The organism is Wukongibacter baidiensis (genome assembly GCF_050888315.1).
Lineage (GTDB): Bacteria > Bacillota > Clostridia > Peptostreptococcales > Caminicellaceae > Wukongibacter > Wukongibacter baidiensis.
Genome location: NZ_CP138202.1, coordinates 2,178,071 through 2,192,621, shown reverse-complemented (window position 1 = coordinate 2,192,621; position 14,551 = coordinate 2,178,071). Strand labels below are relative to the sequence as shown.

Here is a 14,551-nt window from a genome sequence, read left to right as displayed (position 1 = left end):
TATGGATAAATTTAATATAAATGATGTCTATTATTCTATGTTTTTAGAAGAAACTAAGGAACAAATTGAGAAAATAGAACAGGATTTATTACTGCTTGAGAATGGGAATGGAAGCATGGAAACTATTAATGATATTTTTAGAATGGCCCATTCGATAAAAGGAGCTTCAGCGACTATGGGATTTGAAGAAATGGAAAAGCTCTCCCATAGTCTGGAGAATCTACTTTCTAAAATTAGAGATAAGGAAATATACATAGATGTAAATATCTTAAATATCTTCTTCAAAGGAATCGATGGTTTTAAATATATTCATCAAAGCCTAAGTAAAGGTGAAGAATGTGTGATAGATCTAAATGAACTTATAGAAGAAATAGACGATATAGTGAAGAATGGAAAAGGATCAGAGAAAAAACAAGTAGTACTAGATGATGGAAAAGAAGAGTTAGATAAAAAAAATGATGCTCAAGAGATTGATGATATAGATTTAGAATTAAGCGATTATGAAAAGGCGCTTTGTGAAAAAATTGATTTAGAATTAAAGCTTTATAAAATAATTATAATCATGAGTAGTAATACTAAGATGAAATCCGTTAAAGCCTTTCTAATTGCAAATAATTTGATGGGAATAGGGGATATCATAACAACTGACCCAATTGATTTTGAGCAATTACCCGACGAAGACTTCAAAAATACATTCAAAATTGTTATTGCTACCCAGAAAGAATATGAGGAAATATATAAAAACATCAACTCTATATCTGAGATTGAAAAGATAGTTATAAAAAAAGTTAGAGACTCAAAAAAAGAAGTTATGACTCCCCAAAACGTAAAGATAGTTGAAAAACAGGGAAGTGTCAAAAGGAAAGAAATCTCAACAATACGAGTTGATGTAAACAAGATAGACAAACTACTTAATCTTGTTGGAGAATTTATTATCGATAAAGAGGCACTAAATCAGATTAGCGATGAACTTAAGAGGAGATATAAAGGAGATCCTTTAGTAAGCAAATTGGTAAGTATGATTCCCCATATAAATTATATAGGTACAGAACTTCAAGAAACCGTTATGTCAACTAGAATGCTTTCATTAGAGCATATATTTAATAGGTTTCCAAGAATGGTTAGAGATCTGTCTCAGAAATGTAATAAGGATATAAATTTTGTAATTGAAGGTAAAGAGACTGAGATAGATAGAGGGATTATTGAAGAATTAATTGATCCACTCACACATATTCTTAGAAATGCAATTGATCATGGCTTTGAGACCATGGCGGAAAGAAAGCTAAAATCAAAAGATGAAGTAGGAACTTTAAAACTGATAGCAAAGCATGAGGAGAACAATGTAGTAATTGAGATTGAAGACGACGGTAAAGGAATTAACGTTGAAAGGATAAAGCAAAAGGTAATAGAAAAAGATCTTGCTAGAGAAGAAGAATTACAAACCTTATCTGACAGTGAGATAATCAATTATATTTTCGAACCTGGATTTTCCACTGCAAAAGAGGTAACAGATATCTCTGGCAGAGGTGTTGGATTAAATGTTGTTAGGGAAAATATAAGAAAATTAAACGGAATAATAGAAATTAAAAGTGAGGAGGGAATAGGGACTAAATTCATAATCAAACTGCCTTTAACCTTGGCAATTATACAGGCTCTATTAATAGGAGAAGAATGTTACACCTTTGCTATACCAATAACCTCTATAATAGAAACTCTTCGCATCAAAGAAGAGGAGATGGAAGAAAAAATTCATGAGGTGGGGAGCTTTGAGGTTTTTGACTGGAGAGACCAAGCTATCCCAATCGTTAGAGTAGGAGAATATTTTGAGGTTAGTAAAGAGAGGGCCAATAAGAAAGTATTTATTGTAGTTGTAGGACATTCCGAAAAAAGATTTGCTTTGATAGTAAATAAGCTATTAGGAGAACAAGAGATAGTAATAAAATCTATGGGAGCATTCATTGGAAGGGATAAACTGCTTGGGAATATCAAAGGGATATCTGGGGTTAGCGTATTGGGAGACGGAAGGTTTGCGCATATTCTTGATATAGCTTCCTTAACCAGAAGTTAAAGGAGGGCCGAATGTGAATTTGCAATTATCTAATAGAGAAACTCTGCTAAAGGAATTGACGGTAGAGTCAAATTTAGAAGGATTTATGAGTATAAAAGAAATAAGTAAAGAAACATGTGGTTCTATACTTAAAGATGAGTATAAATTCAAGGAATATCTACTGTGTATAGATGAGATTTTTTGCAACTGTATTGCACATGCCTATGAGGGCAAATGTGGAGAGATAAGTGTAAGGTTTTATCTTAATGATGAGTACTTAAAAGTAAGCATAAAAGATTTCGGGATAGGGATTCCCGTAAAGTACACTAAAGAAATACCAGGTCTATCTAATGATTTGTTGGCAGAATCAGGTAGAGGACTCGTTATAGTAAATAGTATGTGCGATAAATTGATTATAAAACGTAATGAAGATAGTGGTACCGAAGTTATTATCTACTTCAAAAAGGGGTGGTAATCATGTTAGTAGAAGCTTTAACGCATGGAAAGATAAAACTGATAAACATTTTTGGACAAGTGAGCTTTGAAAATCATTCTGAATTTAAAGAGAGCATGCTACGAAATATTCATGGAAGTGAGCCGGTTATTATTGTTGACATGGAGAATCTAACTTATCTCAACAGTATGGGTCTTGGAGTTATCGTAAAAGCTTACTCAGAATCAAAAAAACAGGGTAAAGAATTTGTGCTTTCTTCCTTGCAAGAAAACATAAAAAAGCTATTTATTATAACTAAATTAGAAAGGATTATCAGTATTTATGAAAGTACGGAAGAAGCTATTGAATTATTTAACAAACAGGATGTGAATATATAGTGGAGAGTAGGGAAAGAGGATATCTACTTAAAGAAAATAAAAAACTTCAGGAGAATTTAGAAAAGATAAGTTTGCAGAACACTGAGCTTCTAATGCTGATAGATTTCTTAAGTACCTTGCTTGTAACAACAGATTTTGAAAAAATAACCCATATAATTATTAGACATATAAAAAAAATAACTGGTGGTAAGGTTGTAAAATTTGTACGAAAAGAACTTAAGACTGATACATACGGCTATTATACAATGAAAGATAATGATATTGAGAAAGTATTTCTGGATCGTAATCAGTTGGGGAAAGATTGCTTTTTCATGTATTGTACTAAGTTATATATAAGTGATGAAGATGAATCATTTATTGCTATACCAATAAAATATGAAGGTGAAAACATTGGAGCAATAATTATAGAAGAATTTGAAGATAAAAAGCTAGAAAATCAAAACCTTAAATTGCTTGAAATTTATTCCTTGATTTCAGCTATTGTTATTAAAAACTGCATATTATCAGCGCAATTTGAAATCGAAAAGAAAGTAATCCTGGAACAGAATAGAAAAATAAATGAAGATTTGCAGTATGCGCAACGAATTCAAGAGTACTTACTACCAAGTGGTGAACACCATTTCGATAATTATTATTTCTGTTGTAATCATATTCAAGCTCAATACCTAGGTGGAGATTTTTATGACGTATTTCAGTTTAATGATAATAAGATAATTTTTTATATTGCGGATGTATCGGGCAATGGAGTATCCTCAGCTTTATTTACATTGTTCTTAAAGCAGGCTGTAAGAGGAATAGCCAACTCCTTCAATGGTCTACCGATTTATCCATCAAAAATATTAGAAAAATTACATATTAGATTTAATGATTTTATTGTAGAAGAGGAATTATACATTGGAATATTAATGGGAGTTTTAGATACTCAAAAAAATCAAGTTACAATATGTAATGGAGGTCATAATGTAGAGCCAGTGCATGTGAAGGTCAATGAGAAAAAAGTTATTTCATATAAGCTTGAGGGATTACCAATTAATAATTGGTTTAAGGATTTGAGGTTTCCCTATGAAGATGAGATTATTTCATTAAATAAAAAAGACAGATTAGTATTATTAACCGATGGTGCAACAGAGGTTAAAGGGAAAGAAAATGAAACTTTGGGACTGGAAGAAATTAAAGAAGCATTATATAAAAATATGAATTTAGGATGTAATGTGCAATTTGAAGAATTACTAAATCGCATTAACATATTCACTACTGGAAGTGCCATAAAGGATGATATTGCATTTTTATGTTTGAAGAGGAAAGGCTAGTGTATATTAAAGGAGGATGAAAAATGGGTGTTTTAATTGTTGATGATACTGCTTTTATGAGGATGACGATAAAAAATATACTTGAGAAAAATAAGATAGAAGTTTCGGGGGAAGCTGTTAGTGGAAAAGACGCATTAGTAAAATATAAACAGCTAGAACCAGATGTTGTTACAATGGACATAACTATGCCTGAGTTAGATGGCATAAGAGCTATTAGGGAGATAATCAAGATAGATTCCGATGCTAAAATTATAGTTTGCTCAGCTATGGGGCAAGAACCTAAGGTTATGGAAGCAATAACTGCTGGAGCTAAAAGCTTTGTGGTAAAACCAATTAACGAAACAAGATTAGTAGATGAGATTAAAAGATTTTACTAATTAAATTATTGGAGGGGATATGGATGAGAACAAGAGAGAGTAGAATAAATGAAGAGGAACATTTAATAGAATTATTGGATATGAGGCCAAGTCTATTGAAGGTTATGCTTGAAACTGTTAAAACAGGGATAATTATTAGTAATCGTGGGACTATTGAGTGGGCTAACACTACCATAAATAAAATTACTGGGTATAAATATGAAGAGTTGATTGGGCGAGACTTTAAGAAATTTTTCCTTAATGAATATGATGGAAGGATCCAGAGCAATATTTTCAAAGATTTACTACATGACAATGCTTGGGAGGATGGAAAATGGAGTAGAAGAAAAAATGGTGAAGTATATTTAGCTTCAACTAAGTTTCTTCCTATGACAGATGAAGAAAGCAATAGTCTTAGCGGTTTGATTTTAATTGATGACATTACCAGTGAACAATGTTACTAAGTCAAAAGCCAGATCAGAATAGGATGGCTGAAAGCGGTGGAAGATTATTGAAAGAATATATAGACATATTAAAGATAAAAATGTGAAATGGGGACTGACGCATCTGGCATATATTATTTTCAGTGTATTCATCCACATGACATATTTTCATCTTTATATGTAAATTTGAAATATAAGGACGGTTACTATTTATATGGTATAGGTTCTCCCGTATAAACTGCTTCAAAGTCACTGGCTTTAAGCTTTTTTAAAGCCGATAATGCTTCATCATTCCATCGAGTATCATGGGCACCTGATACATACATATCGCTACCAACATCAGCTACAATCAATCCATATTTTTTCATGGCTCGCAGTATAATCTGCATATCTTCATTGTATTCTGATATATCAAAGTCCGACTTTAGTCTGAGTCTTAATCCCATGGGTGGATAGCTTGGATCAGCATATTTCCCTCCTGAATGGGTAGCAGGTAGAACATAAGCTTTTTGTATTTTGCTCAAAGTAACCCTAAAGGCATGGTTGATTTCACCCTTTTTATAGACTTCATCCCATCTAACTAATCCAGGTAAAATAGCAAGCCCAGACGCATCAGCACTTGTCCATCCTTTGGGACGCTGTTCATTCTTATCAAGATGCCAAATAGCCCCACTACCAGCATGCCACTTTCCATTTGGAAGCCTTTCAGCAGCAAACAACTCATATAATGTATTTGTATCTTTTTGCAATATTAAAAGATGCCTGTCTGAACCTCCTTCAATAAGAGGACTATTAGGTATTGGATAGGGACCCTTATCACTTTCGGAAGCATAATCAAAGGTAACATCCACCGTATTCTGATCGGAAGAAACTATATTGTAGGGAATACCTATTGGAGACCCCTTCCAGAATGTACCGAAATCAGGATGAAGACGCTTATCCTTACCTATTATACTTATAAAAGTGTCTGATTTTGGATGTATAGGTAACTTATCTACAGGTGTATTCCAGATATTATCTTTAGGAAAAAGCTTTATTCCCTCAATATCGGGTATTTTATCATCAGCCTTCGTAGAAGGGGATGAATTAGGTAGCTTACCGATATACACTGACTTAGTATCAGACTCCCAAGTAACATCTTCATCAAAGGCATTTGAAATTGCTCTGATCGGTAGATAAATAGAACCGTTATAATTTAAGGGCTCCAACGTTTTTTCATTTACATCAGTCATTTTAGTAAGTGTACCATTGACATAGATTTTATAGTTATCAAAAACCACATTAATAGATTTAGAAATAGGATAGGCAGTACTAACTACTGTTAGACAAAGAGCGGTTACTAGACCTGCAATATAACCCTTAAAATATCTTTTCATTATTATCACTCCATGTATAAGAATAAATTACTTTATCGAGGCTGTTAATAACCCCGAATTTCTTCGTTGTTGCTTCAATCAAGAACCCTCACGTATGTCTATATACGCTGCGGTCTCTTGCTTTCAGTACGCCTCGAACTTCGGCTTTCTTAACAGCCTATTATCTTACTAACTTTGTTAACAAGATAAATAAATTACTTTATCATTAACATTATAGCATAATCATGCTTTTCAAAACCTAGTACCTCAAGATCATATGGAGTAACTGAATATAATCACACATAAAGCAGAGTGAGTTCATAAGGACTTACTTTTTTTTAGTGCAACGAGAATTTTTTTATAACTTAGAATTTGACCCTCACTTTGAGGGAGACTATATTTAGGGAAAAGAAAAAATCGGAAAGTATTTCCAATAGTAAATATTTGACTAATTTTTGATTTGGGTGTATGATAAAAATAGAAAACCGACAATGTGTCGGTAAAGGGGTGGGAGAGTATGGGTTTAAAAGAGAAAATATTGGATGCGTCTTATGAACTATTTGGAGATAAGGGATATGATGAGACGACAGTTTCAGATATCATCAAGAAGGCAGGGAGTTCACGAGGTGGTTTTTACCATCACTTTAATTCAAAGGAAGAGATTTTAGAAGCGATAACGGAGGAATATTTAGATGAATTCTCTAAGCTTTATAATACAACTATTGAAGAACATGTAGGTTCATATACGGAACTTTTTAATAAGATTTTTACAATGTTTTATGAATATAAAATGGAGCAGATAAGGGACTGGCCTAAGCTACAGAAGGTTTTCTCCTTCAAAGGAAACCATGTTATCATATTGAAAATTGCTAGGGAGTTTGAAGAGCTTACCACGAAGGTTTATACGAAGGTTATTAGAGAAGGCGTGGATAAAGGAGAATTTACTGTTAAGTATCACGAGGCACTTGCAGGACTCTGGACGAGAGAGATGATACAAATCAATCGTATAGCTCGAAAGGAGTTCTTTAAACATGATGAAGTTAAATTCAAATCTCTCATAGGTCAATTAGAATTCGTTGAAAATATGATAAACAGAGAGCTTGGATTAAAAGGTAATGGTGTAAAAGTAAAGTTGGTTGTTTTGGCTTATATCGAGCATACTAAAGAGCAGATTGCTCTCAAAGAGGAGGATGCCAGATGATCAAATGGTTTAAGAATATAAAAAAGTCAGATTTTCAATTAGTAGGTGGCAAAGGTCATAACCTTAGTAAGATGTATAACTGTGGCTTAAAGGTTCCAAATGGCTTTGTAATCACATCTAAGGCCTATGATGCCTATATAGATAGAAATAATTTAAAGTCTAAAATTACTGAAATTCTTGCTGGCGACATAAGTAGTTTAGATAAATCAAAGGCTATAAAGAATATGTTTGTAAAAGATAAAATGACAAATGACTTAATTGATCAGTTAAAAGAGGCATTTAGAAAACTAAGCAGCCATGGGGTAGCTGTTCGAAGTAGTTCTACTGTTGAAGATTTACCTGGTATGAGCTTTGCTGGACAGTATAGTAGTTATTTGAATGTAACTGAGGAAGATTTAATAGAAAAGGTCATCATATGTTGGAAATCCCTTTGGAATGAAAGGGCAATTGATTACAGAAACAAGTATGATGTAGGGGAGGAGTTTTCCCACGGGGTAGTTGTTCAAGAAATGATTGACTCCAAGGTCTCGGGAGTAATTTTCACGGCTAACCCGGTTTCGGGTATTCGCTCTGAGATACTTGTCAATGCAGCCTATGGTTTAGGAGAATCCATTGTTAGCGGAAGGGTAAACCCAGATCAGTATACTATTGACCATGGGAGTGGAAGGCTAATAAGTGAAGAAATTTCAAAAAAGGAAATTTTATGTAGGTACGCCAAGGACGGTATTGAATACGTAGAAGTTGATCCAGTTTTACAAGAAAAGAGTTCTTTAAAGCCAAATCATATTGAAGTCATTGTGAAAGAAGCAGAAAAGGTTCAGAACTATTTTGGAACACCTCAGGATATAGAATTTGCTATTGATGATAAAGATGAATTTTATATTGTACAATCAAGGAACATAACAACTCTGTTTCCGATAGAAGCTTTTGATAAAGATGGGAAGCTAAGGGCTTATTTAGCTGCGAGTTCAGTACTTCTTGGTATGAAAGAAGCATTCACACCATTAGGAGCAGATCTATATGGTGGTATGTTTCCATCAGTTCTTAATGTTATGCTTAAGAGAAAGAAACCTATACCAGAGGATTTCGTGAAATATGCTGGGGGAAGAATTTTCTTAGATATTACCTATCTCATGTCCAGTAAACTTGTAGCGAAACAGTTTGGTAAAGCCTTTTCGGGTAGTGATCTACCCCTTAAAGATACAATGGACTATGTACTAGAAAAGCATGGCACTACCTTTAGGAGTCAAGGTATAAAATTTAAAATCCCTTGGGGTGCACTTAGATATGGCTTGAATTCCATGGGAGACTTAAGGATAGCAAGAGGGGTTAAACCAAACAAGAGATATGATGCCATAAGGTCAATGGGAGAGGAATTTTATCAAGGGATTTTAGAAGAAGCTAAGAATCTAAAGACAGTGGAAGAGAAGATGAAATTTTGTTCTGATGCAATGCTTAAAGTTTTCAAGTTGACTCAAAAACAAGCATTGTACTGTTTAGAAGTGAGTAATTATTCAAAGATAGAAAAGACCATAAAGAAGATATTCGGAGACAGGTTTAATCTAGACATATTATCATATTCTTTACCTGAGTGTGTTACGGTAGAGCTTGGTTTAGAACTCAATAAACTTGCTAAATATTTCGATGAGAATGGCCTAGAAGCAACAACTGATGATCCAGAAATGAAGGCTTTTCTTGATAAATTTGGCCATAGGAGTACTGTTGAGCTTGACTTTGGATACAAAAGATGGAGGGAGAACCCTGAATATCTGTTGAATCAAATTAAGTCCTATATGGTAGATAAGATGTACACGAGGAATATATCAGAGGTTCACGAAAAGGCTAATGAGGCCAATAATCTAATCGAAGAGATCTATGAGGCTGTTAAGGTGAAAAAAGGTCAAAGGATGGCAAAAAAGATGAAGAAATGGATGGTAGATTATAGAAGGGCGGCTGGGATGAGGGAATATCCTAAATTCAATATTGTTCAAGCACTAGACGTATCAAGAAGAGTAATACTTGAGCAAGGAAAATCATACCAACAAAGAGGCTTACTTGATGAAGCAGAAGACATTTTTTTCCTTAGAAAGAGAGATATCCTAAGTGGTCAGATTCTTAAGGAGACCGTCCGTAGAAATAAAGAAGTATACATTAAAGAAATGGCAAGGAATAGTATACCAAGAATTGTTCTTAACACAGGTGAAACATTTTATTCAGCTCAAAAATTTGATCCGAAAAGTAAAGTGCTTCAAGGTATAGCTCTGTCTGGAGGCATTTATGAAGGTCGTGTTAGGGTGGTATTTAATCCAAGCACCTCTGAACTGAAAGAAGGAGAAATTTTAGTAACTGAAAGTACGAATCCTGCATGGACTCCACTTTTTATGTCAGCTAAGGGACTCATTATGGAGTACGGCGGTCCACTGAGCCATGGAGGGATAGTAGCAAGAGAATACGGTATCCCGGCTGTCGTTGGTATTCCATCGGTTACTGACTTATTAAAGGATGGTCAACTTGTGAGAGTTAATGGGGAAGCAGGAACTATAGAAATACTTGAGTAAATTAGACTGTTTCAAAGAAGCTGCCTTGTGAGGAAGATTTAAAGTCAGCTTCTTTTAGTATTTCGTATTTTAAAATGTGAGAGAAATTAACAATATATTGTTATTTATATTTGCAAATATTAAAAAAATATATATCATAGAATACGTAATGATATATATTTTGAAAGGATGGTTATAATGGATTTAAAATGGAGTTTAAACGAACTTTATCCATCTTTTGATTCTAAGGAATTTAAGGATGACCTAGAAGTCTGTAACAAACAAATTGAGTCTATTAAGGAATGGACTAATAATGAGCTGGATTCTGACAATAATACAGTTAGGAATATTGAATACTATATTGACCTTATTAAGAGTTTCACATCTCTATATGCAAAGCTTATGGCATACACCCATCTAAGTTTTAGTGTTGATAGCACTAACGAAGAAATATCCAAAACCTTTGATCTTCTACAGAAAAAGAGAACAGAGTTGACTGAACCTGTGGTTAAGTTTCAAAAATGGATGGGAAATATTGGTGAGTTAGAATCTATAATTTCTCAATCAGACCTTTTAAAGGAGCATAGATTTTATTTATTGGAACTGGCAAATAAAAATAAATACTTACTAAGTGATAAAGAAGAGATATTGTTAGCGAAAATGACTAATACGGGATCAAAGGCATGGGAAAAGCTTAGAGGAACTCTTTCATCGACTCAAATGGTTGATATTGAAATAGATGGAGAGCAGAAACAATTACCTCTTTCCTTTGTAAGAAATATGGCATTTGATAAGGATCCTATAGTAAGAAAAAATGCCTTTGAAGCAGAGATAAAATCCTATGAAAAGACTGAAGTAGCATTAGCCGCTTGTCTTAATGGTATAAAGGGTGAGGTTTTAACTGTATCAAAGATGCGTGGGTTCGAATCTCCACTTGAAGAGACCTTAATAAATTCTAGAATGGATAAAGAGACTTTAGACGCTATGCTAGAGGCTATGAAGGAAAGTCTACCTGCTTTTCGTAAGTATCTAAGAAGAAAAGCCGAGATTCTAGGATATAAAGAAGGACTTCCATTTTATGATGTTTTTGCTCCAGTAGGGAAGAGCAATAAAAGCTTTACCTATGAGGACGCAAGGGATTACATAGTGAAGAATTTTAGATCATTTAGTGACTATCTAGCAGACTATGCTGATAACGCCATAAACAAAAGGTGGATAGATGTTGAGCCGAAAAAAGGCAAGAGAGGAGGAGCATTTTGCTATAATATCCATCCAATAAAGGAAAGCAGAATACTAACCAATTTCACTGGAAGCTTTAAAAATGTAATGACATTGGCTCATGAACTTGGACATGGATATCATGGAAAATGTCTAAGAGGAGAGAGTATATTAAATACTGGTTATCCTATGCCCCTTGCTGAAACTGCTTCTATTTTCTGTGAAACTATAGTTATGAATTCTGCCCTTAAAGAAGCTAATAATGAAGATGCCTTCAATATTCTAGAAGGATCTCTTCAAAATGCAACTCAAGTAATCGTTGATATATATAGTAGGTTTCTTTTTGAATCAAGACTATTTGAGCAGAGAAAGGAATACTCACTTTCTTCCAAGGAATTAAATAATCTTATGCTTGAAGCCCAAAGAGATGCATATGGGGATGGGTTAGATCACGATACTTTACATCCTTATATGTGGGCAAATAAAACCCACTATTACTATGCAAATAGAAATTTTTATAATTTTCCCTATGCCTTTGGGCTATTATTTGCTAAGGGATTATACGCTAGATATCTTGAAGTCGGTGAATCTTTTATTGAAGACTATGATAAGCTTTTAGCTGTCACAGGAAAAAATACAATTGCTAATGTAGCTAAGATGATGGATATTGATGTACATTCTATAGATTTTTGGAGAAGTTCTCTGAAACTGATAGAAAAAGACATAAAAAGGTTTATTGAACTTTCTGAATCAGTTTAAATATGGGTACTGGAGTGTATATAAATGGATAAAGAACTGTATCAAAAAATAGAGAATTACATGCTAAGTTGCATGAGTGACAGTGTCCATGACTGTCAGCATATTTACCGAGTTTTATATATGGCCTTGGATATTGGTAAAAAGCTGAACATTGACAGGAGTGTGCTTATTGCAGCATCGCTATTGCATGATATAGGCAGAGATGCAGAATATAATGATAGTAGCCTAGATCATGCTGTTGTTGGAGCAAATATGGCCTATGAGTTTATGATTGAATTAGGCTGGGAAGAAACTAGAGCAAACCATGTAAAAGAGTGTATTATTACCCATAGGTATCGCACAGATTTACCTCCTGAAAGCATAGAAGCAAAAATATTATTTGATGCTGATAAACTAGACATTTCAGGTGCCGTTGGTATTGCTAGAACTTTACAGTTTGGTGGAATAATATCTGAGCCCCTTTATAGTGTTGATAGCGATGGCAGGGTACTTGATGGCTCTGAAAAGGATGAGAACTCCTTTTTCAATATTGTTAATAATAAATTGCTAAAGCTTGAAAATAAGCTATATACTGACCGTGCCAAGGAGATTTGTAGAGAAAGGAAAAGTATGTGCATTAATTTCTATGAGGGTATGTTTAAGGAAGTAAGCAATATTCATAATGATGGCATAAAGTTATTGCAAAGCTTTATAGATACAGAAGATAAGTCGTAGGAATTAGAAATATAAACTTTTTATATTTTATCAAGTAATTGACATTGTAAAAATGGTGTTAATCAAACATTCTTAGAATAATTTCTCTATAGTAAAGGCTATAACAAGAGAGCTATAACCAAATTTACAATTGGTTGTGGCTTTTTTTTAAACTGAGATTTATTAAAGTATTTATAAAACTTAAAAAATCAATGCTTATATTAAATTAGGTTTTTGACATGGAAAGACTTACTGGGATATAATGGAATTAAAAAAGAGAGGAAGACAAGACGAGTGAAAAAGAAGCTAGTATTGTTGCTTTCAATAATTCTGTTGGCAAGTTTAATAGGTTGTTCCAATATTAACAATGATATGACGCAAGGAGATGTAAAGGAGCTTGTAGCAAAAGCAGATTATCCACCAGCAGTTGGATTTGATGACTATGATGGTAAAAGAGCTGTTTGGGATAATAACGAAGTTAGTGATGCATTTATACAAGGTCTTAGCAATTTCTCAGCAGATACCATAGCAGAATTACTTATCACATCAAATTCATCAGAAAATACCATGTATTCACCAATAAGTTTACATATGGCATTAGCTTTATCATCATCAGGAGCCAGCAGTGAAACGCAAAAAGAAATACTATTAACAATGCATATGAAAGACTTAGGTATTGAAGAGCTTGAAAAACAAACGGGGAATCTATTTAGATTAATTTATAAGGATAATGAAATCGGAAAACTAAAGTTAGCTAATTCACTATGGTTAGATAGAAAAGAGTCGTTTAAGGAAGACTATCTAAAAACAGTATTAGAAGATTATTATGCTTCATTATATGCTGTAGATTTTTCAAAAAAAGAAACAGAAAAGCTTATATCGAAATGGATAGCAGATAATAGCAATGGAACCCTAAAAGGGTCTGTTCCTGTGAATGAGGAACAAATACTAACCATAATTAATACCATTTATTTTTATGATGAATGGACAACCAAATTTGATAAGAATAGAACAAAGGAAGATACATTCCATTGTAACGATGGAAAAGATGTTGTATGTGATTTTATGAATATGAGATTCTCTAGTCATGGTTTTGTTGATGGAGATGGATTTCTTACATCTAGCCTCAATCTCAAAAATGGAGCATCCATGAGTTTCTATCTTCCAGATGAAGGGGTAGATGTATATGATCTTATTTCGACCCCAGAAAAAGTAAAGATTTTATTAGATAAAGATGATCCATCTAATATTAAGAAATTTGGTGAAGTAGTATTTAAGGTACCAAAGTTCAGTTTTGGATCCACGTTACATTTAAAAGAAGCATTGAAGAGATTAGGTATTTATAGAGCCTTTGAAAAAGACGCAGATTTCTCTGGATTAACAGACGCTGATATAGTATATATATCTGATATTATACAGTCAACCCATATTTCCATTGACGAGAAAGGCTGCGAGGCTTCAGCTTATACTCAAATCGATTACGCTGGTAGCGCACAACCCAAAGATAAGGCGGAAATGATTTTAGATCGACCATTTATTTTCACTATTAAGGGATCGAAAGGTGTGGTGTTATTTATTGGAATAGTTAATAATCCAATCGAAGAGTAAGATTTATATGTTTTCTTGAAGAAGGTAAGGAAACTCCATGAGAATCGTCTGGAATAAAAATTATTAAATTAGAGATTATAGAAAAGCATTTACAATCTACCTACTAGTATGATATGCCTCTGGTATGGAGAAGGGAGATAGATAAAATGAATAAAAAAGCAGCAGAGATATTTGCTGAGGCTGGTTTTGATGC

The 14,551-nt window shown here is 33.6% G+C and carries 12 protein-coding genes; 11 read left to right on the top strand and 1 reads right to left on the bottom strand.

Annotation, left to right across the window (positions count from 1 at the left end):
- Position 1: 1 nt before the first annotated feature.
- From R9X47_RS09865 to R9X47_RS09840, 6 genes are read left to right on the top strand one after another with little or no spacing between them, the layout of a single operon-like run.
- Positions 2–2,068 carry a chemotaxis protein CheW gene (locus tag R9X47_RS09865; protein WP_432666634.1) on the top strand — a complete coding sequence of 689 codons (2,067 nt, stop codon included), beginning with the start codon at positions 2–4 and terminating at the stop codon, positions 2,066–2,068.
- A 13-nt stretch (positions 2,069–2,081) separates the two neighbouring features.
- Positions 2,082–2,522 carry an ATP-binding protein gene (locus tag R9X47_RS09860; RefSeq protein WP_432666633.1) on the top strand — a complete coding sequence of 147 codons (441 nt, stop codon included), beginning with the start codon at positions 2,082–2,084 and terminating at the stop codon, positions 2,520–2,522.
- Between the two features lie 2 nt (positions 2,523–2,524).
- On the top strand, positions 2,525–2,878 hold the full coding sequence (locus R9X47_RS09855; protein ID WP_432666632.1) for an STAS domain-containing protein: 354 nt from the start codon (positions 2,525–2,527) through the stop codon (positions 2,876–2,878).
- Complete coding sequence (locus R9X47_RS09850; protein WP_432666631.1) at positions 2,878–4,188, top strand: SpoIIE family protein phosphatase; 1,311 nt, start codon at positions 2,878–2,880, stop codon at positions 4,186–4,188. Before R9X47_RS09855 ends, R9X47_RS09850 begins: the two co-directional genes overlap by 1 nt.
- A 23-nt stretch (positions 4,189–4,211) precedes the next feature.
- The gene (locus R9X47_RS09845) at positions 4,212–4,565 is read left to right on the top strand and encodes a response regulator (protein ID WP_432666630.1); all 354 of its coding nucleotides are present in this window, start codon (positions 4,212–4,214) and stop codon (positions 4,563–4,565) included.
- Between the two features lie 23 nt (positions 4,566–4,588).
- Entirely contained in the window at positions 4,589–5,008 is a 420-nt protein-coding gene (locus tag R9X47_RS09840) for a PAS domain-containing protein (RefSeq protein WP_432666629.1), read from the top strand.
- Positions 5,009–5,193: 185 nt separating this feature from the next.
- Here R9X47_RS09840 and R9X47_RS09835 read toward each other — a convergent pair whose 3' ends face one another.
- Positions 5,194–6,363, bottom strand: coding sequence for a stalk domain-containing protein (locus tag R9X47_RS09835; RefSeq protein WP_432666628.1), 1,170 nt, complete (start codon positions 6,361–6,363; stop codon positions 5,194–5,196).
- A gap of 496 nt (positions 6,364–6,859) precedes the next feature.
- On the opposite strand from R9X47_RS09835, the gene R9X47_RS09830 reads away from it, so the two are divergent.
- The 5 genes from R9X47_RS09830 (at position 6,860) to R9X47_RS09810 (ending at position 14,358) form a co-directional block, all read left to right on the top strand.
- Complete coding sequence (locus R9X47_RS09830) at positions 6,860–7,543, top strand: TetR/AcrR family transcriptional regulator (RefSeq protein WP_432666627.1); 684 nt, start codon at positions 6,860–6,862, stop codon at positions 7,541–7,543.
- Positions 7,540–10,101, top strand: coding sequence for a PEP/pyruvate-binding domain-containing protein (locus tag R9X47_RS09825; RefSeq protein ID WP_432666626.1), 2,562 nt, complete (start codon positions 7,540–7,542; stop codon positions 10,099–10,101). The genes R9X47_RS09830 and R9X47_RS09825 overlap by 4 nt, the downstream gene beginning before the upstream one ends.
- 177 nt (positions 10,102–10,278) lie before the next feature.
- Positions 10,279–12,057 carry a M3 family oligoendopeptidase gene (locus R9X47_RS09820; RefSeq protein WP_432666625.1) on the top strand — a complete coding sequence of 593 codons (1,779 nt, stop codon included), beginning with the start codon at positions 10,279–10,281 and terminating at the stop codon, positions 12,055–12,057.
- A 24-nt stretch (positions 12,058–12,081) separates the two neighbouring features.
- Positions 12,082–12,771: an HD domain-containing protein gene (locus R9X47_RS09815; protein ID WP_432666624.1), complete on the top strand. Its 690-nt coding sequence runs from the start codon at positions 12,082–12,084 to the stop codon at positions 12,769–12,771.
- A 273-nt stretch (positions 12,772–13,044) separates the two neighbouring features.
- Positions 13,045–14,358, top strand: coding sequence for a serpin family protein (locus R9X47_RS09810; protein ID WP_432666623.1), 1,314 nt, complete (start codon positions 13,045–13,047; stop codon positions 14,356–14,358).
- Positions 14,359–14,551: the final 193 nt, after the last annotated feature.

Excerpts from the sequence above, each read along its gene's own strand:
- R9X47_RS09865 (WP_432666634.1), top strand. The coding sequence starts at position 2 with ATGGATAAATTTAATATAAATGATGTCTATTATTCTATGTTTTTAGAA.
- R9X47_RS09855 (WP_432666632.1), top strand. The coding sequence starts at position 2,525 with ATGTTAGTAGAAGCTTTAACGCATGGAAAGATAAAACTGATAAACATT.
- R9X47_RS09845 (WP_432666630.1), top strand. The coding sequence starts at position 4,212 with ATGGGTGTTTTAATTGTTGATGATACTGCTTTTATGAGGATGACGATA.
- R9X47_RS09840 (WP_432666629.1), top strand. The coding sequence starts at position 4,589 with ATGAGAACAAGAGAGAGTAGAATAAATGAAGAGGAACATTTAATAGAA.
- R9X47_RS09835 (WP_432666628.1), bottom strand. The coding sequence starts at position 6,363 with ATGAAAAGATATTTTAAGGGTTATATTGCAGGTCTAGTAACCGCTCTT.
- R9X47_RS09830 (WP_432666627.1), top strand. The coding sequence starts at position 6,860 with ATGGGTTTAAAAGAGAAAATATTGGATGCGTCTTATGAACTATTTGGA.
- R9X47_RS09825 (WP_432666626.1), top strand. The coding sequence starts at position 7,540 with ATGATCAAATGGTTTAAGAATATAAAAAAGTCAGATTTTCAATTAGTA.
- R9X47_RS09820 (WP_432666625.1), top strand. The coding sequence starts at position 10,279 with ATGGATTTAAAATGGAGTTTAAACGAACTTTATCCATCTTTTGATTCT.
- R9X47_RS09815 (WP_432666624.1), top strand. The coding sequence starts at position 12,082 with ATGGATAAAGAACTGTATCAAAAAATAGAGAATTACATGCTAAGTTGC.